This is a genomic window from Bradyrhizobium sp. Ken64 (genome assembly GCF_055807555.1).
The window spans coordinates 85,558-108,376 of sequence record NZ_JBVVPA010000012.1 but is presented as its reverse complement, the minus strand read 5'-3'; the positions used below and the strand labels follow the sequence as shown (position 1 = coordinate 108,376).

Below are 22,819 nucleotides of genomic sequence, written 5' to 3'. Positions count from 1 at the left end.
GCGGGATCGCCGGACGGCCGAAACACGGCCGTCCGGCGGCACTCTCGCCTCAGTAACCGAGGCCCTTCTTGCTGTCGTAGATCTTCTGCGGATCATCGGTGGGCGTGTAGAGCTTCGACTCGGTCTGGATCCATTTCGGCGGAACGGTGCCCTTGTCCTTGAAGGCCGCGATGGCATCGAGTGCGGGGCCTGCCATGTTCGGCGTCAGCTCGACCGTGGCATTGGCTTCGCCGGCGACCATCGCCTTGAAGATGTCGGGGACCGCATCGATCGAGACGGTGAGGATGTCCTTGCCCGGCTTGAGGCCGGCTTCCTTCATCGCCTGGATCGCGCCGACCATCATGTCGTCGTTGTGCGCATAGACCGCGCAAAGCGACTTGCCGCCGCCTTCGGCCTTGATGAAGCTTTCCATCACTTCCTTGCCCTTGGCGCGGGTGAAGTCGCCGGTCTGGCTGCGCACCACCTTCAGGTTCGCATGCTTGGCAATGGCGGTGTCAAAACCCTTCTTGCGGTTAGCGGCGACGCTGGCGCCGACCGTGCCCTGCAGTTCGACGATGTTGCAGGCTTTGCCGCCGACGGTCTTCGCCAGCCAGTCGCCGGCGACCTCGCCTTCATGCACGCTGTCGGAGGTCACGGCGGTGAGATAGAGTTCCTTGCCGGAGGGATCGATGTCGCGGTCGAGCAGCACGACCGGGATCTTGGCCTCCTTAGCTTCCTTCAGCACCGAGTCCCAGCCGGTCGAGACGACGGGCGCGAGGAAGATCGCATCGACATTCTGCGCGATGAAGGAGCGGATCGCCTTGATCTGGTTCTCCTGCTTCTGCTGCGCGTCGGCGATCTTGAGAGTGACCTTGCGCTTGGAAGCCTCCTGCTTGGAGACCGAGGTCTCGGCCGCGCGCCAGCCGGATTCCGATCCGATCTGCGAGAAGCCGATGGTGAGCTCGGCGGCATTCGCCGGCAGCGCGAGCAGCAACGCGGCCGTGGCGCTGGCCGCAAAGAGGGCTTTGAGGATCATCAGGCGTGTCTCCCAAAATGTTATCCGGGGCGCTGATTGGTAGCATCGCACCCACAGGCCGACCTTTGAGGCGGCGGGAGGGACTATTTCACGGAAGTTTGGTTCCGACTAGTCATATTATTTGACTATTTATACGCAGCGCGAGCAAGGCTTGACGGCCGTTGTACGACACACTCGGAGCGATTTAGTTCCGCCGATGCAACGGGGAGATGAATGAAACGATGCGGCCTAGCAGCGCCACATCGCTATGGCCGGGCTTGTCCCGGCCATCCACGGCCTTGCCGTGCGGGATCAAGAACGTGGATGCCCGGGACAAGCCCGGGCAGGACGATCTTCTCTGATTTCGATGTGCAATCGCCCGCTGTCGGCCGGGCAACGAAGCCGGCTCTAGATCAGCTTCCGCTGCGCCAGGTTCTTCATCAGCGCGCCGATGCCGAAGGTCCAGGGTTCGCACTCGTCGCTGGTTCGCATGCGGTTGACGAGTTTGCCGAGCTGGGGCGCCGAGATCGTGACGATGTCGTCGCGCTTGTGGGTGAACCCCTGTCCCGGCGCGTCGCGATCCTTGACCGGCGCGAACATGGTCCCGAGGAACAGCACGAAGCCATCTGGATATTGGTGCACCTTGCCGATGGTCTGCTCGACCAGATCGGTCGGATCGCGGCTGATCATGCTGATCGAGGAATGGCCGTCGAGGACGAAACCGTCCTGCCCCTTCACGTTCAGGCTGATGTCGAGCTTGCGGGCGTCGTCGAGGGTAAAGCTGTCGTCGAACAGGCGCAGCAGAGGGCCGATGGAGCACGAGGCGTTGTTGTCCTTGGCCTTCGACAACAGCAGTGCCGAACGGCCCTCGAAGTCGCGCAGATTGACGTCGTTGCCGAGCGCGCCGCCGACGATCTTGCCACGGCTCGAGACGAACAGCACCAGCTCGGGCTCGGGGTTGTTCCAGGTCGATTTCGGATGCAGCCCCGCATCCATGCCGGTGCCGACCGACGACAAGGTCGGCGCCTTGGTGAAGACCTCGGCATCGGGGCCAATGCCAACCTCGAGATACTGGCTCCAGGCGTTCTGGTCGATCAGCACCTGCTTCAGGTGCATCGCCTGGTCCGAGCCGGGCTTGAGCTTCGACAGATCATCGCCGATCAGCCGCGTCACTTCCGTCCGGATCGCTTCGGCCGAGGCCGGATTGCCTTTCGCCCGCTCCTCGATCACGCGCTCCAGCATCGAGATGGCGAAGGTCACCCCGGCCGCCTTCAGCGTCTGGAGATCGACGGGTGCAAGCAACCACGGTTTTTTCGGATCGCGCTGATCGAGGGGCGTGTTGGCGACCATAGCATCGAGATCGCCGATGCGCTCGCCCCTGGTCGCGGCAAGCGCCTTCGCCGGATCGTCCTCCTCGCAGAGCGTGCTGACGGTCGGGAATTTTGCGGTGACGTCGAACACACCATCGCCGCGCACGGCGACCACGGCCGGGCCATTCGCCTGCGGCAGCCAGACGCGGCCGACGAGCGTTCCCCGCGTGCCGTCCTCGGGAAGAAGGTCCTTTACCGTCAATGTGGTCATGGGCGTATCCTCGCTCTTTTCGGATCGGCCTCGCTCGCGGAGGCCTATCACATTGGCGAAGACCAATAAACGTCTGGGACGGGAAGTCCAGCGCGGCAGCCCGCCGCGCTCCTATGCCCCCGCCCGCGCTTTCCGGGCCGCAATCTGCTGAAGCGCCCAGCGCGCGTTCTTGCGCACCTCGGGATCGGGATCGTCGGCGATGACGGCAAGGAAGGCTTCGCCGTCGTGGTGGGCGATCTCGCCGAGCGCAGCAGCCGCCTCTTTCCGCAAATTGGCCTGGTCGTGGTTGACGCAATTGCCGATCGGGCGAACCGCGCGCTCGATCTTCATCCGGCCAAGGCTGCGGATTGCCTTCAGACGCACCTGCCAGAACTCGTCAGTGAGCGAAGCGATGAGCGGGTCGACGGCGATCGAGCCGTTGACGTTGAGGCCCAGCGTTTCCGCGGCCATCTCCCGCACCATCCAGTCCGAATCTTTCAACGCGCGCGTGATCATCTCGGCCGCGGGCTTCATCTGCGAGAAGGCGAGCGCGCTGACAGCGGCACGGCGCACATGCGCGTCGGGATCGTTGATCAGCGCGGTCAGCGCCGGAATGGATTCCTCCAGTTTGAGGAACCCGATCACCCCGATCGCCTGCACCCGTACGGCGGCATCGGAATCCTGGAGCGCTTCCAGCGCGGGTTTCAGCGTATCCCTGCAGCGCAGCTCCTTCAGTGCACGCAACGCGCCCATGCGGACGAAGGCGTGGGCATGCCTAACCAGCGGCAGGATGATCTCGGCGCAAGCCGGATCCTTGAACTCCGCCATGCTGTCGGCCGCGGCGGACGCAACGATTCTCTCAGGATCGACCAGCAGCTTCACCAGCGCGCTCGCGGCCTCCGGCCCGTCGAACTCGCCAAGCGCCATCGCAACCTGCTGGCGGACGCCGGCATCGGGATCGGCGACCATTTTGGCGAGATGCCCGACGGCGGCGGGATCGCCGGAATGGCCGAGCGCGATGATGGCAACGCGGCGCTCCCCTGGATCGGCGGCCTGGAGCCGCTCGTCGGCATCTTCGAGATCGTCGTAGGATTCGAACGGGCTCGCCATGGCTACCTCAGGAGATAGGGAATGTTGACGGTGACGGCGCCGGTCGGGCAATCCGCCTCGCAGGGCATGCAGTACCAGCATTCGTCGTAGGCCATGTAGGCCTTGTTGGTCATATCGCTGATCCGCAGTACGTCGAGCGGACAGACGTCGACGCACACGGTGCAGCCCTTGTCCGCGATGCATTTGGCGTCGTCGACGACCACCGGAACCGATGTCTGATAGGAAGCGAGAGGCATCGTATGTCTCCTAGTATTTGTGCGGCGGGTCAGGCTGTCGCGCGGATGCGCTGCTTGTCGTAGAGATCCTTCTCATCGTCGGCGATCGGTACGATGTAGGGCTCCACGGCACGCTTCTCGCTGGTCATCTTGCCGTCCTGCTTGCTCAGCAGCGTGTGGCAGAACCAGTTCTCGTTGTCCTTCTCCGGGAAATCCGTCCGCCAGTGGTATAGGCCCCAGCGGCTTTCCTCGCGGTAGAGCGAGGCATGCACTGCCATGTCCGCGCAGTCCATGATCGACTGGACTTCGAGCGCGCGGAGCAGCTCGTGCGCATTGCGCGCGATCATGCGCTCCTGCATGTCCTCCCTCGCTTCGGCGAGCCGGCGCATGCCGAGCTCGTATTTGCGCGTGACTTTCGGCGGCTGGAGATAGTCATTGACGAGGCGCCGGGTCTTGTACTCGATCTGGTTCGGCGGAATGCCGTCCTCGCGTTTGGTCGGCGCCATGACGCGGTCACGTTCGCTGGCGACATCGGCCGCGTCGAATTCCGCGAAGTCGTGATTGTCCGCGAATTCCATCGCGTCGATGCCGGCGACCGAACCGTTGGTGAAGGCACCTAGCATGTAATTGTGCGGCACGCTGGCCATGTCGCCGGCGGCATAGAGGCCCGGCACGGTGGTGCGCGCGTTGTCGTCGACGAACACGCCCGACGCACTGTGACCGGAGCAGAAGCCGATCTCGGAGATATGCATCTCGATCGACTCGCTGCGGTAGTCGACCCCGCGCCCCTGCTGGAACAGGCCGCGTGTGGGACGCTCAACCTTGTGCAGCGTCGATTCGATCTCCGAGATGGTGTCGGGATGGAGATGCTTGAGCTGGAGAAACACCGGGCCCTTGCCGGACAGCAGCTCGTTGTAGAACTCCAGCATCATCTGGCCGGACCAGTAATCGCATTCGATGAAGCGCGATCCCTCGTTGTTGGCGGTGAAGGCGCCGAAGGGACCGGCGACATAGGCGCAGGCCGGGCCGTTATAGTCCTTGATCAGCGGATTGATCTGATAGCATTCGAGGTTCGCCAGTGCCGCACCGGCGTGATAGGCCATGGAATAGCCGTCACCGGAATTGGCAGCGTTCTCGTAGGTGCCGAACATGTAGCCGGAGGTCGGCAGGCCGAGACGGCCGGCGGCGCCCATGCACAGGATGACGGCCTTGGCCTTGATCACCAGCATCTCGGCGGTGCGGGTGTTGACGCTGATCGCGCCGGCAATACGTCCGTCGGCGGATTTGAGGAGCCGCGTCGCCATGTAGCGGTTGGAGATCAGGATGCGGGCGCGACGGAGCTGGCGATACAGCGCCTTCTTCACGGTCTCGCCGTTCGGCATCGGCAGCACGTAGGTGCCGATGTGGTGGACCTTCTTGACGGCGTAGTCGCCGTTCTCGTTCTTCAGGAAGCGGATGCCGAAACTGTCGAGTTCCTCGATGATCGAGTAGCAGTTCTGCGCGTATTTGTAGACCGCCTTCTGATCGACGATGCCGTCATTGGCGATGGTGATTTCCTTGGTGTACTGCTCCGGCGTCGCGTAGCCGGGAATGACGGCGTTGTTCAAGCCGTCCATGCCCATCGAGATCGCGCCGGAGCGCTTGACGTTGGCCTTCTCGAGCAGGACGACGTTGGCCTTCGGATTCTTCAGCTTCGCCTTCAACGCCGCCATCGGGCCGGCAGTGCCGCCGCCGATGACGAGCACGTCGCAGGAAACCTCCGAAAGTCCGTCGACGATCTGATCTAGTGACATCGCTTGCTCCTGGCTCGCCGGCAGGTCCGGCGCCTTTGCATCAGATTTGTTCAGCAGGCGTCCCGGCGATAGCAATTAGTTGTCGCCGGGCTGCGATTTGCGCCTCAGCGCTCGACAAAGGCCTTTTCGATCACGAAATGGCCGGGCCGGCTGTGATTGCCCTCGACAAAGCCACGTGCGGACAACATCGCGGGAAGTTCCTCCAGCATCGCCGGGCTGCCGCACAGCATGATGCGGTCGGTCTCGATATCGAGGCCTGATAGACCGATGTCGTCGAAGAGCTGGTTTGACGCGATCAGGTCGGAGATGCGGCCGCGATTCCTGAACGGCTCGCGGGTAACGGTGGGATAGTAGACGAGCTTGTCCCGAATCAGCGGCCCGAAGAACTCGTGATCGCGCAAGCCTTCGACGAGGTGCTCGCCATAGGAGAGCTCGGAGACTTGGCGGCAGCCATGGGCGAGCACGATGGTCTCGTAATTCTCGTAGACGTCGGGGTCCTTGATCAGGCTGGCGAACGGCGCGAGTCCCGTTCCGGTCGAGAGCAGCAACAGGCGTTTGCCGGGAATGAGATTGCCGGTGATCAGCGTGCCCGTGGCCTTGCGGCCGACCAGGATGACGTCCCCCTCTCTGATCTTCTGAAGCCGCGAGGTCAGCGGACCGTCCTGCACCTTGATCGAGAAGAACTCGAGCGCCTCCTCGTGATTGGCGCTCGCCATGCTGTAGGCCCGCAGCAACGGCTTGCCCTCGACTTCCAGCCCGATCATCGCGAATTGGCCGTTCTGGAAGCGGAAGCCCGGATCGCGCGTCGCGGTGAAGCTGAACAGGCTGTCGGTCCAGTGCCTGACCGACAGGACCGTTTCCTTCTGAAATGCGCTCATTGTCTCTCCTGACCTCGATTGCGCACAAGGTTTCGGAGAGACAGGAATCCGGCAACGCCGAACTGAAATTCCCGGTCGATTAGTTTCACATTTCGTGGGCGATGATCGAACGGCAGGCAGCGACGATCAGCGCCTGGCAATTAGTTGCTATCGCCGCAGCACTGCGGCAACGTAGAGAAGGGTCGGAGACACGTCATGACCTTGGTGGCACCGACCGTGGCAGATTACGAAGCAAGCGCCGACCTCGCGACGCTGCGCGTCCGCACCGCTGAGGACGACACGCTGGACTTGCCGGCGGAAACGCTCCGCCTCTCCTGCAAATGCGCCCACTGCACCCGCGCCCGCTTCGACGGCCGCTTCCCCGAGCGGTTTCCAGGCATCGCAATCACCGAGATCGGCGATCTCGGTTACGGGCTGAACATCTCGTTCTCGGATGGGCACAATCGGGGGATTTACCCGAAGCCGTATTTGCTGAGCTTGGCGGGGCGCTAGGCACGACGCAGCCGTGAGATTGGCACCCCGCGGCCACAAACTCCGCTGTCATTCCCTGCGAAAGCGGGGAATCCAGTACGCCGCGCCCTCACCGTCTCCCACTGACGCCTCTGGAATACTGGATCGCCCGCTTTCGCGGGCGATGACAGGGAGAACGCGGCCATCTGGCACGGACATTGCTCCTCTTTAGAACGGTTTGAACGTTCCGGAGGCAGACGATGTTGCAGGCGGCCAATGTGGTTCGCGGGACGGGCCCCGCAACGGCCCGGCCTGCGGGCGGTTCCTCGCTGCTGCTCACCGAGAACCAGCAATGGATCGGCGGACCGCCGGCGTTGATGGACAAGCTCAGCCAGCGCGAACGGGAGCTGGTGCTGAAGCAGGGCCGCCGAAAAGTGCTCAACCGTGGCCAGACGCTATTCAGCCAGGGTGGCAAGCATGACGGTATCTGGCTGATCGAGAGCGGCCGTATCCGGGTGTTCTACACCTCCCCGCTCGGCCGCGAGATCACGCTGGCCTATTGGCATGTCGGCAATTTCGTCGGCGGCCCCGAAGTGTTCGAAGGTACCGTGCATCAATGGTCCGGCGTTGCATCCAGCAATTGCAGCGTGGTGCATCTGCCCGGAAAGGAGCTGCGATCCCTTGCGGTCGAGATTCCGAACCTCGCGATCGGCCTGATTGAAGGCCTGACCTTCAAGGGCAAGTGCTATTCGGCGCTGGCCCAGATGCTGGGAACGCGCTCGATCACACAGCGCCTTGCGCATCTGTTGCTCCATCTCGTCGACCTCTATGGCGTCGATGACGCCGACGGCCGGGTGATCGCGGCCGCCTTCACCCATGCCGATATCGCCCACATGGTCGGCGCCACCAGGCAATGGGTCACGATCAGCCTGAAGCGCATGCAGGAAAAGGGGATCGTGCTGACAAAGCGCTCGCAGATCGTGGTCTGCCGGTCCGACGTGCTGGAAGAGATGCGAGGCCAGGCGGCCGACTGATGGAGCTTGCGACCAGGGCTGGTGCCCATGCAAGCGGCTTTATAGTGCAGGACTGCCCAAGGACTATGCAATCAACTTTTCCCGGCAACTAATCGACTGTGGCGCTCATTCCGGATTTGCCCTGCCCACGCCCTCACCCAATCATGGCAACCACAGCACATCCAACCGAATGAGGATGAGAATGGTCCGCCATCTTCCCACGCTCTCGATCGCGATGTCGGTGACGTCGCTGGCGCTTCTCCTCGCGCAGCCGGCCGCGGCGGAAACCGTCACGCTCGGCATTGGAACGCAGGACACCACGACCAACACGGTGACCGCCGGCGTCGTCATCCGCCAGCTCCATCTCCTCGAAAAATATCTGCCGAAGGACGGCAAATACGCCAACATCAAGTTCGAGCTGGAGTGGCAGAACTTCACCTCCGGTCCGCCCGTCACCAATGCGATGATGGCGAACAAGCTGCAGATCGGCATGATGGGCGACTATCCGCTGATCGTGAACGGCTTCACGTTCGACAGCAATCCGGAGAGCAAGAGCCGGCTGGTCGGCATGGCCGCCTACAGCCTGTCGGGCTCCGGCAACGGCATCGTCGTTCACAAGGACTCGCCCTACTACGATCTCGCGGATCTCAAAGGCAAGCTCGTCAGCGTGCCGTTTGGCTCGGCCGCGCACGGCATGGTGCTGAAGGCGATGCAGGACCGCGGCTACGCGTCGGATTTCTTCCAGCTGGTCAGCCAGAGCCCGGAGGTCGGCTCGACCAATCTCCAGGAGAAGAAGATCGACGCGCATGCCGATTTCGTTCCGTTCGCCGAGCTGCTGCCGTTCCGCGGTTTTGCGCGAAAGATCTTTGACGGCGTCGAGACCAATCTGCCGACCTTCCACGGCATCGTGGTGCGCACCGATTTCGCCGAGAAATATCCCGAAGTCGTCGTCGCATATTTCAAGGCCCTGATCGCCGCCAATCAGTGGCTGCGCGACGATCCCAAGCTCGCCGCGGAGAAAATCCAGGAATGGACCGGCATCAACAAGGAGGTCGTCTACATCTTCCTCGGCCCCAGCGGCAACATGACCACCGATCCCTCGATCAAGCCGGCGCTGATCGACGCCGCTGCGGCCGACGTCAAGGTGCTGCAGAACCTCGGCCGGATGAAGGAGTTCGACCCGAAGAAGTGGGTCGACGACAGCTACATCCGCAAAGCCTATGCCGAGATGAAGCTCGACTACGACGCGCGGCTCGCGAGCGCCAGCAACTACGAGATCTCCGGCGAAGACTCCTTCTGCAAGAAGCCGATTGCCGATCCGCGCAAGGCCGGCGAGGTCTGGATCGACGAGGCAGGCATCATGCCCTTCTCGTCGGCCAGTTGCACGCTCGCCGCCTATGCCGACTACAAGGCCAAGGGCAAGAAGATCAACGTCGCCTACGTCTTCGATACCACCCGCGGCATCAAGCTGTTCGCCGACCAGGCTTTCTTCGCGGTCGGCAATGGCGAGGTTGCGCCGTTCCTGTTGAAGAAGGACGCCGAAGCCTATGCCGCCAAGACCAGCGGCAAGGTGCTCGGCTTCGACGACGCAGTGAAGGCGGCGGTCGGCGGGGGCAAGACGTGAGCAGTCCCGCCCTCCTCAGACATCCCGAGGACAGCATGCCGGCAAGTGCAATCGCGGAGGCAAGCGCCTTGCCTGCCTCCACGCCACCCGCATCCCCACCCTCCTTCGGCACGCTCGCGTTGCGCTGGTACCGGCTCAACCGGGGCGGGCTGCGCGCGACCGCGATCGGCATCATCTCGCTGCTCGCTTTTCTGCTGGTCTGGCATCTGCTGACGACCTATCGCGTCGTGTTCTTCGTGCGCTTCACCAACGTGCCCTCGCCGCTCGCGGTCTATGCGAGCTTCACCAAGGCGATCCACGATCCCAAATTCCTGCTGCACGTGCTCTTGAGCTGCCGGCGCATCTTCTTCGGCTTCTCGCTCGCGGCCATCGTCGCCGTGCCGCTCGGCCTGATCATGGGCCGCTTCAAGCTCGCCCACGAGATCATCTTCCCCGTGGCGGAGGTGCTGCGGCCGATCCCGGCGATCGCATGGGTGCCGATGGCGATCATGCTGTGGCCGACCAACGAGCAGAGCATCGTCTACATCACGTTCCTCGGCTCGTTCTTCCCGATCCTGGTCAACACGCTGCACGGCATGTCGCTGGTGGATCCCGTGCTGGTGCGCGCCGCGCAATGTCTCGGCGCGCGGGAGCGCTCGATCTTCCGCGACGTGTATTTTCCGGCCTCGCTCCCGCACATCTTCACCGGCCTCACCGTCGGCATGGGCGTGGCCTGGGTGTCGCTGATCGCCGCCGAGATGATCTCGGGGCAGTACGGCATCGGCTATTTCACCTGGGAGGCCTATTCGCTGGTCCAGTATGCCGACATTGCGCTCGGCATGATCGCGATCGGCGTGCTCGGCCTCGGATCGAGCATGCTGATCCGGGGGGCCGGACAATTGGTGATGCCGTGGAGGTCAAGATGAGCGAGATCGTTGTCAAGGCACCGCAGGGCCATATCGAAGTCAGGAATTTCTCCCTCAGCTACGACAGCATCGAGGGGCCGGTCGAAGCCGTCACCGATACGCAGATTCATGTGAATCCGGGCGAGTTCGTCTCGATCGTCGGTCCCTCCGGCTGCGGAAAGTCGACGCTGCTCAATGCCGTCGCGGGTTTCCTCAAGCCGACCACGGGCATCGTCACCGTCGACGGCGAGAAGGTGAACGGCCCCAGCGCCGAGCGCGGCATGGTGTTTCAGCAGTATTCGCTGTTTCCCTGGAAGACGGTGCGGGAGAACGTCGAGTTCGGCCTGAAGATGCGCGGCATGCCGCGCTCGCAGCGCGAACGGGCCGCGCGCACGCTGCTGGGGCTCGCGGGCCTCGAAGCCTTCGAAAAGCATTATCCCGAGAAACTCTCAGGTGGCATGAAGCAGCGCGTGGGCATCGTGCGTGCGCTCGCGACGGGACCCAAAGTGTTGCTGCTGGACGAGCCCTTCGGCGCGCTCGACGCGCAGACCCGGGTCATCATGCAGCAGATTCTCACCAACATGTGGCAGCGGCTGAAGATCTCGGTGCTGTTCGTCACCCACGACATCGACGAGGCGATCTTCCTGTCCGACCGCGTCTACTGCATGACCGCACGCCCCGGCTCGATCAAGGCGGAGATTCCGATCCCGCTGGAGCGGCCGCGGCAGCAGTCGATGATGATGTCGTCGGAATTCCTGGCATTGCGCCGCGGACTGATGTCGCTGATCCGCGAGGAGAGCATCAAGGCGATGGGCGGCGAGCTCAACGACATGGGCATGCAGGGGCTGAACATCGAGCTGCACGGGCATTCGCTCGCGGATGTGATTTAGCGATTTCTCGATGGTTACTTCCCTTCTCCCCTTGTGGGAGAAGGTGGCGCGAAGCGCCGGATGAGGGGTATGCTTTCGCGTGCTCCCTGCTACAGATTGACTCGCGGATAGAACCCCTCACCCGTCTCGCCGCTGCGCGGCGAGCCACCCTTTCCCACAAGGGGGAGAGGGTGCACTGCCATCGCCGCGCGATTGCTTCTACTTGAACCAGTGCACCAGCGCGATGCTGATGCCGAGCAGTAGCAACAGCGACAACGTCACGGCCGCCGTCACCCTGCCCCCGACATTGGCCAGCACACGGACGTCGACACCCAGGCCCAGCGCCGCCATCGACACCACCGTGAGAAAGCTGGTGATCTTCGTCACCGGACCGACCACCGTGCCCGGCACGATCTCCAGGGATCGCAGGGTCGCCAGCGCAAGGAAGCCGAGGATGAACCACGGAACCAGGCGGAAGAAGCCGACATTGGTCTTCTTGGCGTCGCTGTGCCAGCGCGAGGCCGTCAGCGAAAGGCCGACGACGACCGGCCCGAGCATCAGCACGCGCATCAGCTTGACGAGCGTGCCGATCTGCGTCGAGACGAGCCCGGCCGGCACCGTCGCGGCTAGCACCTGCGGCACGGCATAGACGGTGAGGCCTGCGAGGATACCGTATTGCGTGGCCGATAGCTGCAGCAGCGGGATCAGCAGCGGCAGACCGAGCACCATCATCACGCCGAGGATCGCGGTGAAGGAGATCGAGGATGCGATCTCGTCATTGTTGGCACCGATGATCGGCGCCACCGCCGCAATCGCCGAGTTGCCGCAGATTGAGTTGCCGCAGGCGATCAGGATCGAGAGCCGCGTCGAGAGACCGAGCAGGCGGCTGATGCCGAAGGAGACGCTGAGCGCGATCACGACAATGGCTGCGATCGATGCCAACAGCGCGACGCCGGATGCGGCGATCGCGGCAAAGCTGATCGAGGCCCCCAGCAGCATGACGGCGACTTCGAGCAGTTGCTTGGCGCTGAAGGCGATGCCGGACTGCCAGCGCGGCGCAGGCTTCCAGAAGCTGCGCACGGCCATGCCGAGCAAGATCGCCATCACCAGCGCCTCGACATAGGGATGTTCGAAGACGCCCAATTCCGCCCGTTCGAGCAGGGCCGAAACGCCGGCCACGGCGATGCAGAGGAGGATCCCGGGAATCAGCGCGACGATGCGGCTGGTGGCCGTGGTCGGCTTGGCGTCGGCCGGGCTGGATGCTTGATTCTGCGACACAAATCTCTCCCAGAGGAGAAGGATTTATACGCAGCGCCAGCCGATTGGGAAATAAGTTTTCGACATATCAGAGCCGAGGGAAGTTCTATCCTCAGCCCGGAATAATCCGGCTCGGAAGGTCAGGCGCCCTTTAGAAGATCAGGCGCGCCTTAGAAGATCAGGCTCTTGGCCAGCGAGGCGACGCGGCTGAAGCCGTCGTAGACGCCGGGCTCGAAGAAGGCCGCACGCGCCAGTACGATGCCGGCGACCAGCGACCAGAACAGGCCGGTGCCAACCCGCAGCAGCAGCTTTGACCCGCGCGAGCGCGGCTGGGTGTCCGTTGCGGACACCAATTGCTCGCCGAAAGGCTCAAACCCGGTGCGTTCCATAGCAATCAATCCATCAATTTCTGATGGAAATGTCGTCGTTTCGGCCCCAAACAGCAATGGAAGCGATTGGCTTTTTTGCCTCCCGGAGGGGAAACTCCTTCCGCCGGACGGACCCGGGGCAATAGTTTTCTTCTTCCGGCCTATTTTAGCACCCGCGCCCCGGTTGGCAGGTAGCGCCGCGCTATGAAAGGAATCTGCCTATGCCAAACCCCCGCGTGCGCATCTACACGGATTACAAGAGCCCCTACGCGTTCGTCGCCAACAAGCGCCTGTTCGAACTGCAGGAGACGCACGGCGTCGAGCTCGAATGGCTGCCCTATACGCTACGCGTCGCCGAATTCATGGGGACCGTGGAAGAGCGCACGCCGCATTTCTGGCGCAAGGTGCGCTACGCCTATATGGACGCACGGCGCTATGCCAATGCGCAAGGGCTCGTCATGAAAGGTCCCCGGCGGATCTACGACGCGTTCTACTCCAGCGTCGGCATGCTATTCGCCCAGCAGCACGGCTTCTTCCGGCCTTATCACGACACGGTGTTTCGTCGGTTCTGGAGCCATGAGCTCGAGATCGACGATCTCGCCGCAATCACTGACGTCATCACGTCCTGCGGTGGCTCAGCCAGCGAGTTCGAAGCCTACGTCAACGGCCCTGCCCGCGCCGAACACGACCGCATCATCGACGAGGCCGAAGCGCTTGGCGTGTTCGGCGTACCGACCATGGTGTTCAACGGCGAGCTGTTCTGGGGCGGCGACCGCATCGACATGCTGATCGAACGCATCGAGAAGCCCGGGACGATCGAGGCCGCGCTCGGCAGCCGCCATCGCAAGCCGGTATGAACAGCAACGCTACGCCGCCAGTCCACTCTCCACCGGAGCAAACTCCAGCCCTAAGCTCTCCGCCACCGCCTTGTTGGTGATGCGGCCGCGATGCACATTCAGTCCGTTGCGCAGATGTGGGTTTTCCAGCACCGCCGCGAAGCCCTTGTTCGCGAGCATCAGGCCGAACGGCAGCGTCGCGTTGTTCAGCGCCTGGCTCGACGTCACCGGCACCGCGCCGGGCATATTGGCCACGCAATAATGAACGATGCCGTCAACCAGATAGGTCGGATCGGCATGCGTGGTCGGGTGCGAGGTCTCGAAGCAGCCGCCCTGATCGATGGCGACGTCGACCAGCACGGCGCCCGGTCGCATCGATGCCAGCATCGCACGCGTGACGAGCTTGGGCGCACTCGCGCCCGGCACCAGCACCGCGCCGATCACGACGTCGGCAGCGAACACCTCCTCCTCGACTGACTCGATGGTGGAGAAGCGGGTGCGCACGCGCCCGGCAAAGAGATCATCGAGTTCGCGCAAGCGGGGGATAGAACGGTCGATCACGGTCACCTCGGCGCCAAGGCCTGCGGCCATGCGCGCGGCTTGCGTTCCCACTACGCCGCCCCCGAGCACGACGACCCGCGCCGGCTGCACACCAGGAACACCGCCCAGCAGCAGCCCGCGGCCGCCGGCCGAACGCTTGAGTGCGGCGCCGGCGGCCTCGATGGCGAGGCGGCCGGCGACTTCGCTCATCGGCGCAAGCAGGGGGAGGTGACCGGCCGCGTCGGTGACGGTTTCATAGGCGATCGCAGTACAGCCGGAGGCGAGCAAACCCCCGGCCTGCTCGGGATCCGGCGCGAGATGGAGATAGGTGAACAGGATCTGGCTTTCGCGGAGCTGGGCCCACTCGCTTTTCTGGGGCTCCTTCACCTTCACGATCATGTCGGACTTCGCGAAGATGTCGCGCGCGCTCTCGGCAATGGTGGCCCCTGCCCGCCTATAGACTTCGTCGGAGGCGCCGATGCCGCCGCCCGCGCCGGTCTCGACTGTCACCTCGTGCCCTGCTGCGACATATTCGCGGACTGCGCCCGGGGTGAGCCCGACGCGATATTCCTGTACTTTGATTTCCTTGGGCACACCCACGCGCATCCCGGGCCTCCTTTTGATGCACCTCATGATCGTAGCGACGTGCCCGGTTTGGTTTCGTGCAAATATCCGCTAGCTTTGGCCTCCCTGCGCCGGTTTCCGGCGCGCAAACGCCCTTTCACGCTGGAAACGAAACTTTGGCCCTCGACCGGAAAGATCTCGCCATCCTCGCGGAACTCACGACCAATGCGCGGGCCAGCCACACCGAGCTCGCCAACAAGGTTGGCCTGTCCAGCACCGCGCTCGCGCGGCGGCAGAAGACGCTCGAGGACGACGGCTACATCCAGGGCTATCAGGCCGCACTCGACCTCGCACAATTCGGCCTCACCACCACGGTGCTGGTCCGTATCGCGCTGGAAAGCCAGAGCGACGAGGCGTTGAAGGCGTTCGAGGCGGAGGTGGTGAAATGCCCGTCCGTCGTGCGCTGCTTCCTGATGTCGGGGACCGACGACTACATTCTGATCGTGCTCGCCCGCGACATCCAGGATTTCGAGCGCATCCACCGCATGGAGCTGTCGCGCCTGCCGCGCGTCGCGCGGGTACAATCGAGCTTCGCGCTGCGCGAGGTTGTCAACCGCGCCGTGCCGAATGTGGTGTTCGGCGAAGCAAAGCGCTGACCGCAACCTCTCGGAAAGGCGAATTGCCTCCAAGGAACCAACCGGCCGGTGGTCCGTTGGGCGCTATTGGCCGTCGGAGGCGTGCCCCCCGCGTCGACACGGCTGACGTCCGGCATCGTCGCCGTCGCAGGGAGCAGGACATGGGCGATCTCACGCACCAGATTCCCGAACGCATTCCGATTCAGCTTGTCGTCAACGGCGTCAGTCACACGCTCGATCTCGTGCCGTGGACCACGCTGCTCGATGCCTTGCGCGACCATCTTGCGCTGAGCGGCACCAAGAAGGGCTGCGACCATGGTCAGTGCGGCGCCTGCACGGTGCTGGTGGACGGCCGGCGCGTCAATTCCTGCCTCACGCTCGCCGTCATGAAGGACGGCGCGGAGATCACGACCGTCGAAGGTCTTGCCAAGGATGGCGCGCTGCATCCCCTGCAACAGGCTTTCATCGACCATGACGCCTTCCAGTGCGGCTATTGCACGCCGGGACAGATATGTTCGGCGGCCGGACTGCTCGCCGAAGGCCGTGCCAGAGATACCGACGAGATCCGGGAGTTGATGAGCGGAAACCTCTGCCGCTGCGGCGCCTATCCGAACATCGTCGCCGCCATCCAGCAGGCAATGGGCCAGCCATGAACAACTTCCAGTACGCTCGAGCCAATGATGTCGCCGACGCGATCCGCTTGCTCGCCGCCGATCCCGGCGCAAAACTCATTGCCGGCGGCACAAATCTGATCGACCTGATGAAAGAGAATGTCGAACGCCCCACTCGGCTGATCGACATTTCCCGCCTGCCGCTGCGCAAGGTCGAGGAGACACCCGGCGGGTCCTTGCGCATCGGCGCTCTGGTGCCGAACTCGGACCTCGCCTACCATCCGCTGATCGAGCAGCGGTATCCCCTGCTCGCCAGCGCCATTCTGGCCGGCGCCTCGGCGCAACTGCGCAACATGGCCTCCGTTGGCGGCAATCTGATGCAGCGAACGCGTTGCGCCTATTTCTATGACACGGCCACGCCCTGCAACAAGCGACATCCCAGCAGCGGCTGCTCGGCGATGGACGGGCTGAACCGCAACCATGCGATCCTGGGCACGAGCGCCGCCTGCATCGCGACCAATCCATCCGACATGAGCGTGGCGCTTGCCGCGCTCGATGCGCTCGTGCACATCGCGGGTCCATCCGGCGAACGCACCATTGCGCTGACCGATTTCCATCGGCTGCCCGGCGATAAGCCTCATGTGGACACCAATCTCGGCACCGGCGAGATCATCACGGCGATCGAACTGCCGCCGGGCGGCTTTGCTCAAAACTACAGCTACCTGAAAATTCGCGACCGCATGTCCTATGCTTTTGCTGTGGTCTCGGTTGCCGCCGCGCTCGAATTGCAGGGCAACGCGATCAGCGGGGCACGCGTGGCGCTCGGCGGCGTGGCTCACAAGCCCTGGCGCAGCCTCGAAGCCGAAGCGGCGTTGCGCGGCCAGGCCGCGACGCCCGACCATTTCGCCCGCGTCGCGGAACTCTTGCTCCAGGGAGCAACGGCCCGCTCCCATAACGGCTTCAAGGTCGAACTCGCACGCCGCGCCATCGTGCGGACGCTGACACAGGCGGCGAACGCCACGCCGCAATCCCAGGCCCACAAGAAGATCGCGTGAGGACCCTATGAACGCTTATGTGGGAACGCCGACGTCGCGTGTCGACGGCCGGGCCAAGGTCACCGGGGCCGCCAAATACGCCTGCGAATTTCCGGCCGACAGGCTCCTCCATGGCTTTGTCGTCGAGGCCACCATTCCATGCGGGCGCGTTGCCCGGCTCGACACCAATGCGGCGCTGCAGATCGAGGGCGTGCTTGACGTGCTCACGCATGCGAACCGTCCGCCGCTCGCCGACAACGACGAGTCCTGGAAGGACGAGGTTGCACCGGACGGGTCACCTTTCCGCCCGCTCTACGATGACACGATCAAGTTCAACGGCCAGCCGATCGCACTTGTCGTCGCAGAGGACTGGGAAACCGCGAAATTCGCCGCGACGCTCGTTCGGATCGAATATGAGCAGTATGGTTTTGCGACCGACCTCGAAGGCGAGCGCAGCAATGCTGCCGAGAAGGACAAGCCGCACAATCCTCGTGGCGACGCCGCAGCCGCCCTTGCGGGAGCTGACGTGCGCCACGAGGCGGACTACGTGATACCGACCGAGCATCACAACCCGACGGAGCTCTATGCGACCACGGCGGTCTGGGACAGCAGTGGCAAGCTCACGATCTACGACAAGACCCAAGGCGTCCAGAACGTCCACAAATTTCTCTGCAGCGTGTTCGACAAGAAGCCCGATGACATTCGCGTGGTCTCGCCATACGTCGGCGGCGCCTTCGGCTCCGGCTTGCGGCCGCAATATCAGGTGGTACTGGCAACGCTCGGCGCGCTCGCGCTGAAGCGGTCCGTTCGCGTCGTGCTGACGCGGCAGCAGATGTACGGGCTCGGCTACCGGCCGATGACCATCGAACGCGTCGCGCTGGGCGCGAAATCAGATGGTACGCTCGATGCGGTCACGCACGAGGCCACTGCCGTCACCTCGCGCTATGAGGATTTTGCACGCAACGATACCGGCTGGGCCGAACAGCTTTACAAGAGCCCGAACAGCCGCTTCTCCCACAAGCTGGTTCACCTTGACGTCTCCACGCCCTGCGACATGCGCGCACCGGGCGCGGCGTCGGGCGTCTGCGCGCTCGAATGCGCGATGGACGAGCTCGCCGTGGCACTCAAGCTCGACCCGATCGAACTGCGGCTGAAGTGCTACTCGGATCGCGACCAGAGCGAAAACCTGCCCTACACCAGCAAGCAGTTGCGCGGATGCTACGCGCGCGGCGCGGACGCCTTCGGCTGGAGCAAACGCAATCCTGCACCGCGCTCGATGCGCGACGGCAAGGATCTGGTCGGCTGGGGCATGGCGACGGGGGTGTGGGAAGCACTGCAGATGCCGGTCGCCGTCCGTATCGTGCTGACGTCGAACGGACATGCCGAGGTGTCCTGCGCCGCATCCGACATCGGCACCGGCACCTACACCATTGTCGCGCAGGTCGCGGCCGATGCGCTGGGCCTGCCGATCGAGAACATCAGCGTCAGGCTCGCAGATTCCAGTCTGCCGCAGGCGCCGGTCGAGGGCGGCTCCTGGATGGCCGCCTCGAGCGCACATGCGGTGCTCGCAGCCGCCGAGGAGGTGCGCAAGGAGCTGTTAGGTCTGGCCGGGAAAATCCCAGGCTCGCCGCTTGCCGGCGCCGAGTTGGCCGATACGGTCCTGATCGACGGCAGCATTGCCGGGGCCAGCGACACCAGCCGTGCGGTCTCGATCGCCGACGCGATGCGCCATGGCGGCGTCGAACGCATCGAGAAGGAAAAGCTCAACCAGTTCGGTGAGGACAAGAAGCACGCGCGCAATACCCATTCAGCCGTCTTTGCCGAGGTCAAGGTGGACGAAGAGCTGGGCGTCATCCGCGTGACGCGGGTCGTGAGCGCCGTCGCGGCCGGGCGGATTCTCAACACCAAGACTGGCCGCAGCCAGATCATGGGCAGCGTGGTCTGGGGAATCGGGATGGCACTGCACGAGGAGACGGTGATGGATCACCGCTTTGGCCGGATCATGAACGCCAACATCGCCGAGTACCACATTCCCGTGAATGCAGATGTTCACGACATCGACGTGATCTTCGTCGACGAGCCGGACAATCGTATCAACAAGCTCGGCATCAAGGGATTGGGCGAGATCGGCATCGTCGGCGTCCCCGCCGCGATCGCGAACGCCGTCTATCATGCCACCGGCAAACGCATCCGCCGCTTCCCGATCACACTGGACAAGCTGCTCGACTGAGCCGCCGGTCATCCGACCCGGCCCACTCGGGACCGCGCCCCCTGTCATCCAGCTGTCATCAAATGTGTCGAGACCTGTCGGTCTCGCACATTCGGGATGGACAATGGACTATTTCAAGCGCTTCAACTTCCTGTTCGCCGCACCTGTGTTCGACGCCGACGACCTCGAAGGTGTGCGCTTCAACCAGATCATCGAGGAGATCCAGCGTTCCGGCTTCGAGGTCGTTCGCGCCCGCAAGCTGGAGGACGCGGAGATGGCGGTGCAGACCGATGCCGCGATCGGCTGCATGGTGGTGGATTGGGGCAAGAAGGGCTTGGAGGGCAAGACCTCGGCGCTGATCAATTTGATGCGGCGACGCGGCCTCGATTTCCCGATCATCCTCCTGATCCGGCGCAAGCGGTTCGAGGATCTCCCGGTCGAGGTGCTCGACTTCATCGACGGTTATGTCTTCCTGTCGGAGGAGACACCGACCTTCATCGCCAAGAACCTGATCAGCCGTCTGAAGCAATATGCGGAGACGCTGAAGACGCCGTTCTTCGGCGCGCTGGTCGACTATGCCGAGGAGGGCAACCAGCTCTGGACCTGTCCGGGCCACAATGGCGGCGTGTTCTACAACCGCAGCCCCATCGGACGGGTCTTCGTCGAACATCTCGGCGAGTCCGTGTTCCGCGACGATCTCGACAATTCCGTGCTCGACCTGGGCGACCTCCTCACCCATGAAGGACCGGCGTTGAAGGCACAGAAGGAAGCCGCCCAGATCTTTGGCGCGGAAAAGACCTACTTCGTGCTCAATGGAACCTCGACCTCGAACAAGGTTGCGCTCGGCGCCCTCGTCACCGACGGCGATCTCGTACTGTTCGACCGCAACAATCACAAGGCCGCCCATCATGGCGCGCTGATGATCAATGGCGGCGTCCCGGTCTACGTGCCGACCATCCGCAATGCCTGGGGCCTGATCGGCCCGATGCGCTGGGACATGCTGGACGAGAAAGCCTTGCGCGAGGCAATCCGCAATCATCCCCTGGTCACGGACAAGGACGCCTGGCGCAAGGAACGGCCGTTCCGCGTCGCCGTGGTCGAGCAGTGCACCTATGACGGCACCATCCACAGCGCCGAGATGATCTTGAAGCGCATCGGCCATCTCTGCGAGTACATCCTGTTCGACGAGGCCTGGGCCGGCTTCATGAAGTTCCACCCGCTCTATGCGGGCCGCTTCGCCATGGGGCTGGCGAACCTTCCCCCCGAGGCACCCGGGATCATCGCGACGCAGTCGACCCACAAGCAGCTTGCGAGCTTCTCGCAGGCATCCCAAATCCACATCAAGGATCGTCACATCCGCGGCCAGAAGCGACGCGTCGAGCACCGCCGCTTCAATGAAAGTTTCATGCAGCACGCTTCCACGTCGCCATTCTACCCGCTGTTCGCCTCGCTCGACGTCGGCGCGCAGATGATGAAGGGCCGCTCCGGCGAAGTGCTGTGGGACGACACCATCCGGCTCGGCATCGAGCTGCGCAAGAAGATCCGCGCGATGCGCAGGGAGTTCGAGGAGAAGGAGCAGAATCCGGACAGGCGCTGGTTCTTCGAACCCTTCGTCCCCGATCGCGTCGCCATCCCCGATGTCAGCCACGCCGGCGCTTCGCACAACGTCGCCTGGGAAACACTCTCCACCGACGAGCTCGCCACCAATCCTGCGCTGTGGCAGCTCTCCCCCGACAGCGCCTGGCATGGCTTCCCTGGCCTCAGCGAAGGCTTCGCCATGACCGATCCGAACAAGCTGACGCTGCTCACGCCCGGCTTCGATCGCATCACCGGCGGCTATGTCGATCACGGCATCCCCGCTCCGGTCGTCGCGCAATATCTCCGCGAGAACCGCATCGTCCCCGAGAAGAACGACCTCAACTCCCTGCTCTTCCTGCTTACCCCGGGCGTCGAGGCAAGCAAGGCGGGCACGCTGATCTCCGGTCTCGTCGCCTTCAAGCGGCTGCACGACGACAATGCGCTGCTTGCGGACGTTATCCCGGAGTTCTCCCAGCGGCGGCAGGCGCGCTATGCCGGCGTGCGGCTGCGCGACCTCTGCGGCGAGATGCACCGCTTCTTTCGCGCCGCCGACGTCAGCGCGCTTCAGGCGCGACAGTTCATGCCCGAGCACATGCCTGACATCGCGATGTCGCCCCGCGATGCCGCGCGCTACCTGTTCCGCAACGATGTCGACTATCTGCCGATCGAGGCGATCACGGGCCGTATCGCCACCACACCCTTCGTGGTCTATCCCCCCGGCATCGCCACCATCGTGCCCGGCGAGCGGCTGACGGAACGGGCCAAGCCCATGCTGGATTATCTCAAGATGTTCGAGACCTGCTTCAACACGTTCCCGGGCTTCGACGTGGAAATCCAGGGCGTCTACAAGGAGATCGATGCGCAGGGGCGCATCGGGCTCTATACTTACGTCGTTACCGAGTAGGTGCCGATGAACGAAACTGCGATTGCGCGCCCGGATGACGGGCCGGTCCTGGTCCGGCCCTCACGCGAGAGCGATGTCGAGGCGATGCTGGCGATCTACCGCCATCACGTCCGCAACGGCGTGCCGCGCGACGTCGAGGGAACTGGTGCGCCCGAGCCGGACGATCTGCGCGACCGGCGCAAGAACCTGAAGCAGACCCGCCTGCCGCATCTGGTCGCGGCCTACCGCGGCGAAGTCGTGGGCTATGCCTACGCCGTGCTGTTCCGCAAGCGTCCAGCCTATCGCTACACCGCCAAGCATTCGATCTACGTCCACCACGAGCATCTTGGCCGCGGGGTCGGAAGGCTGTTGCTCCAGGAATTGATCGATGCTTGTGCAGCCGCCGGCTTCCGCCAGATGATCGGCTATATCGATGCCGACAACGCCCCCTCGCTGGCGTTGCACGAGAAGTTCGGTTTCGCGCGCGCCGGCCTTCTGCGTGGTGTCGCCTATCGCCACGGTCACTGGTCCGACACCGTCATGGTACAGCGCTCGCTCGGCGCTGGCGTCACTGCGCCACCTGTCACGGTGCCCCGGCGCTAGGCCCTCACGATGGAAAGTCAGCCGGTCTGACCTGGATGCGGTCGGCATGCAACGACCAGTGGTGCAACGCCTGGTCCTCGCAAAACCTCGCCTTCGCCCGCTCTCTGGCTTCGTCCTCGTCGGAAGCGTCGATCTCGAGCGTGCCCTGGCACACCTCGATCTGCCGGCCGTACTGGCCGAGCACGTCCTTCATGAACCTGACCACATAAGTCGACATGGGACCTCCTGCCTGCCCCGGCGGCGCTCACTCTAATCCCATTTAGGCGGAATCCGGGAGGGAGATTTTGACGCGGATCAAAGTCGGGCGCGGT

22 protein-coding genes are annotated in these 22,819 nt (G+C 63.7%); 12 read left to right on the top strand and 10 right to left on the bottom strand.

Annotated elements, in window-relative coordinates:
* Positions 1–49: 49 nt before the first annotated feature.
* The 6 genes from ytfQ to AC0L2F_RS20585 all read right to left on the bottom strand — a co-directional run bounded on the left by ytfQ (position 50) and on the right by AC0L2F_RS20585 (position 6,550).
* Complete coding sequence (gene ytfQ, locus AC0L2F_RS20610) at positions 50–1,015, bottom strand: galactofuranose ABC transporter, galactofuranose-binding protein YtfQ (RefSeq protein WP_473249647.1); 966 nt, start codon at positions 1,013–1,015, stop codon at positions 50–52.
* Positions 1,016–1,402: 387 nt separating this feature from the next.
* On the bottom strand, positions 1,403–2,575 hold the full coding sequence (locus tag AC0L2F_RS20605) for a fumarylacetoacetate hydrolase family protein (RefSeq protein ID WP_473249646.1): 1,173 nt from the start codon (positions 2,573–2,575) through the stop codon (positions 1,403–1,405).
* 111 nt (positions 2,576–2,686) lie between these two features.
* Complete coding sequence (locus AC0L2F_RS20600) at positions 2,687–3,664, bottom strand: HEAT repeat domain-containing protein (protein WP_007608411.1); 978 nt, start codon at positions 3,662–3,664, stop codon at positions 2,687–2,689.
* A 2-nt stretch (positions 3,665–3,666) separates the two neighbouring features.
* Positions 3,667–3,900, bottom strand: coding sequence for a 4Fe-4S dicluster domain-containing protein (locus tag AC0L2F_RS20595; RefSeq protein WP_007593252.1), 234 nt, complete (start codon positions 3,898–3,900; stop codon positions 3,667–3,669).
* A 29-nt stretch (positions 3,901–3,929) separates the two neighbouring features.
* Complete coding sequence (locus tag AC0L2F_RS20590) at positions 3,930–5,672, bottom strand: fumarate reductase/succinate dehydrogenase flavoprotein subunit (RefSeq protein ID WP_007608408.1); 1,743 nt, start codon at positions 5,670–5,672, stop codon at positions 3,930–3,932.
* Positions 5,673–5,776: 104 nt separating this feature from the next.
* Complete coding sequence (locus AC0L2F_RS20585; RefSeq protein ID WP_247288901.1) at positions 5,777–6,550, bottom strand: ferredoxin--NADP reductase; 774 nt, start codon at positions 6,548–6,550, stop codon at positions 5,777–5,779.
* Between the two features lie 195 nt (positions 6,551–6,745).
* On the opposite strand from AC0L2F_RS20585, the gene AC0L2F_RS20580 reads away from it, so the two are divergent.
* From AC0L2F_RS20580 to AC0L2F_RS20560, 5 genes are all read left to right on the top strand, one after another.
* Positions 6,746–7,042, top strand: coding sequence for a gamma-butyrobetaine hydroxylase-like domain-containing protein (locus AC0L2F_RS20580; protein ID WP_007608406.1), 297 nt, complete (start codon positions 6,746–6,748; stop codon positions 7,040–7,042).
* Positions 7,043–7,260: 218 nt separating this feature from the next.
* Positions 7,261–8,034 (top strand): Crp/Fnr family transcriptional regulator, encoded by a 774-nt coding sequence (locus AC0L2F_RS20575; RefSeq protein WP_007608405.1) that lies wholly within the window; start codon positions 7,261–7,263, stop codon positions 8,032–8,034.
* A 181-nt stretch (positions 8,035–8,215) separates the two neighbouring features.
* Positions 8,216–9,637: an ABC transporter substrate-binding protein gene (locus AC0L2F_RS20570; RefSeq protein ID WP_007608404.1), complete on the top strand. Its 1,422-nt coding sequence runs from the start codon at positions 8,216–8,218 to the stop codon at positions 9,635–9,637.
* Positions 9,634–10,542: an ABC transporter permease gene (locus AC0L2F_RS20565; protein WP_088931024.1), complete on the top strand. Its 909-nt coding sequence runs from the start codon at positions 9,634–9,636 to the stop codon at positions 10,540–10,542. Before AC0L2F_RS20570 ends, AC0L2F_RS20565 begins: the two co-directional genes overlap by 4 nt.
* Entirely contained in the window at positions 10,539–11,411 is an 873-nt protein-coding gene (locus tag AC0L2F_RS20560; RefSeq protein ID WP_007608401.1) for an ABC transporter ATP-binding protein, read from the top strand. The genes AC0L2F_RS20565 and AC0L2F_RS20560 overlap by 4 nt, the downstream gene beginning before the upstream one ends.
* Before the next feature lie 198 nt (positions 11,412–11,609).
* Here the strand turns inward: AC0L2F_RS20560 and AC0L2F_RS20555 are convergent, their stop codons facing one another.
* Both AC0L2F_RS20555 and AC0L2F_RS20550 read right to left on the bottom strand, forming a co-directional pair.
* On the bottom strand, positions 11,610–12,668 hold the full coding sequence (locus AC0L2F_RS20555; RefSeq protein WP_063993013.1) for a YeiH family protein: 1,059 nt from the start codon (positions 12,666–12,668) through the stop codon (positions 11,610–11,612).
* A 149-nt stretch (positions 12,669–12,817) separates the two neighbouring features.
* Positions 12,818–12,997 carry a hypothetical protein gene (locus AC0L2F_RS20550; protein WP_231171117.1) on the bottom strand — a complete coding sequence of 60 codons (180 nt, stop codon included), beginning with the start codon at positions 12,995–12,997 and terminating at the stop codon, positions 12,818–12,820.
* Between the two features lie 239 nt (positions 12,998–13,236).
* Between AC0L2F_RS20550 and AC0L2F_RS20545 the strand changes: the two genes are divergently transcribed.
* Positions 13,237–13,872, top strand: coding sequence for a DsbA family protein (locus AC0L2F_RS20545; protein ID WP_473249644.1), 636 nt, complete (start codon positions 13,237–13,239; stop codon positions 13,870–13,872).
* Between the two features lie 9 nt (positions 13,873–13,881).
* Here AC0L2F_RS20545 and ald read toward each other — a convergent pair whose 3' ends face one another.
* On the bottom strand, positions 13,882–14,997 hold the full coding sequence (gene ald / locus AC0L2F_RS20540) for an alanine dehydrogenase (RefSeq protein ID WP_473249643.1): 1,116 nt from the start codon (positions 14,995–14,997) through the stop codon (positions 13,882–13,884).
* A 134-nt stretch (positions 14,998–15,131) separates the two neighbouring features.
* Here ald and AC0L2F_RS20535 point away from each other — a divergent pair, with 134 nt between their 5' ends.
* The 6 genes from AC0L2F_RS20535 to AC0L2F_RS20510 all read left to right on the top strand — a co-directional run bounded on the left by AC0L2F_RS20535 (position 15,132) and on the right by AC0L2F_RS20510 (position 22,508).
* Complete coding sequence (locus tag AC0L2F_RS20535) at positions 15,132–15,611, top strand: Lrp/AsnC family transcriptional regulator (protein WP_007608389.1); 480 nt, start codon at positions 15,132–15,134, stop codon at positions 15,609–15,611.
* A 140-nt stretch (positions 15,612–15,751) separates the two neighbouring features.
* Complete coding sequence (locus AC0L2F_RS20530) at positions 15,752–16,243, top strand: (2Fe-2S)-binding protein (RefSeq protein ID WP_473249642.1); 492 nt, start codon at positions 15,752–15,754, stop codon at positions 16,241–16,243.
* Entirely contained in the window at positions 16,240–17,256 is a 1,017-nt protein-coding gene (locus AC0L2F_RS20525) for an FAD binding domain-containing protein (RefSeq protein WP_063993017.1), read from the top strand. The genes AC0L2F_RS20530 and AC0L2F_RS20525 overlap by 4 nt, the downstream gene beginning before the upstream one ends.
* 7 nt (positions 17,257–17,263) lie before the next feature.
* Positions 17,264–19,465 carry a xanthine dehydrogenase family protein molybdopterin-binding subunit gene (locus tag AC0L2F_RS20520; protein WP_473249641.1) on the top strand — a complete coding sequence of 734 codons (2,202 nt, stop codon included), beginning with the start codon at positions 17,264–17,266 and terminating at the stop codon, positions 19,463–19,465.
* 103 nt (positions 19,466–19,568) lie between these two features.
* Positions 19,569–21,926: an Orn/Lys/Arg family decarboxylase gene (locus tag AC0L2F_RS20515; protein ID WP_473249640.1), complete on the top strand. Its 2,358-nt coding sequence runs from the start codon at positions 19,569–19,571 to the stop codon at positions 21,924–21,926.
* A 6-nt stretch (positions 21,927–21,932) separates the two neighbouring features.
* A complete protein-coding gene (locus tag AC0L2F_RS20510) occupies positions 21,933–22,508 on the top strand; it encodes a GNAT family N-acetyltransferase (RefSeq protein ID WP_473249639.1) in 576 nt (191 codons plus the stop codon).
* 4 nt (positions 22,509–22,512) lie between these two features.
* On the opposite strand, the gene AC0L2F_RS20505 is transcribed toward AC0L2F_RS20510, so the two are convergent.
* The gene (locus AC0L2F_RS20505) at positions 22,513–22,725 is read right to left on the bottom strand and encodes a hypothetical protein (protein WP_007608382.1); all 213 of its coding nucleotides are present in this window, start codon (positions 22,723–22,725) and stop codon (positions 22,513–22,515) included.
* Positions 22,726–22,819: the final 94 nt, after the last annotated feature.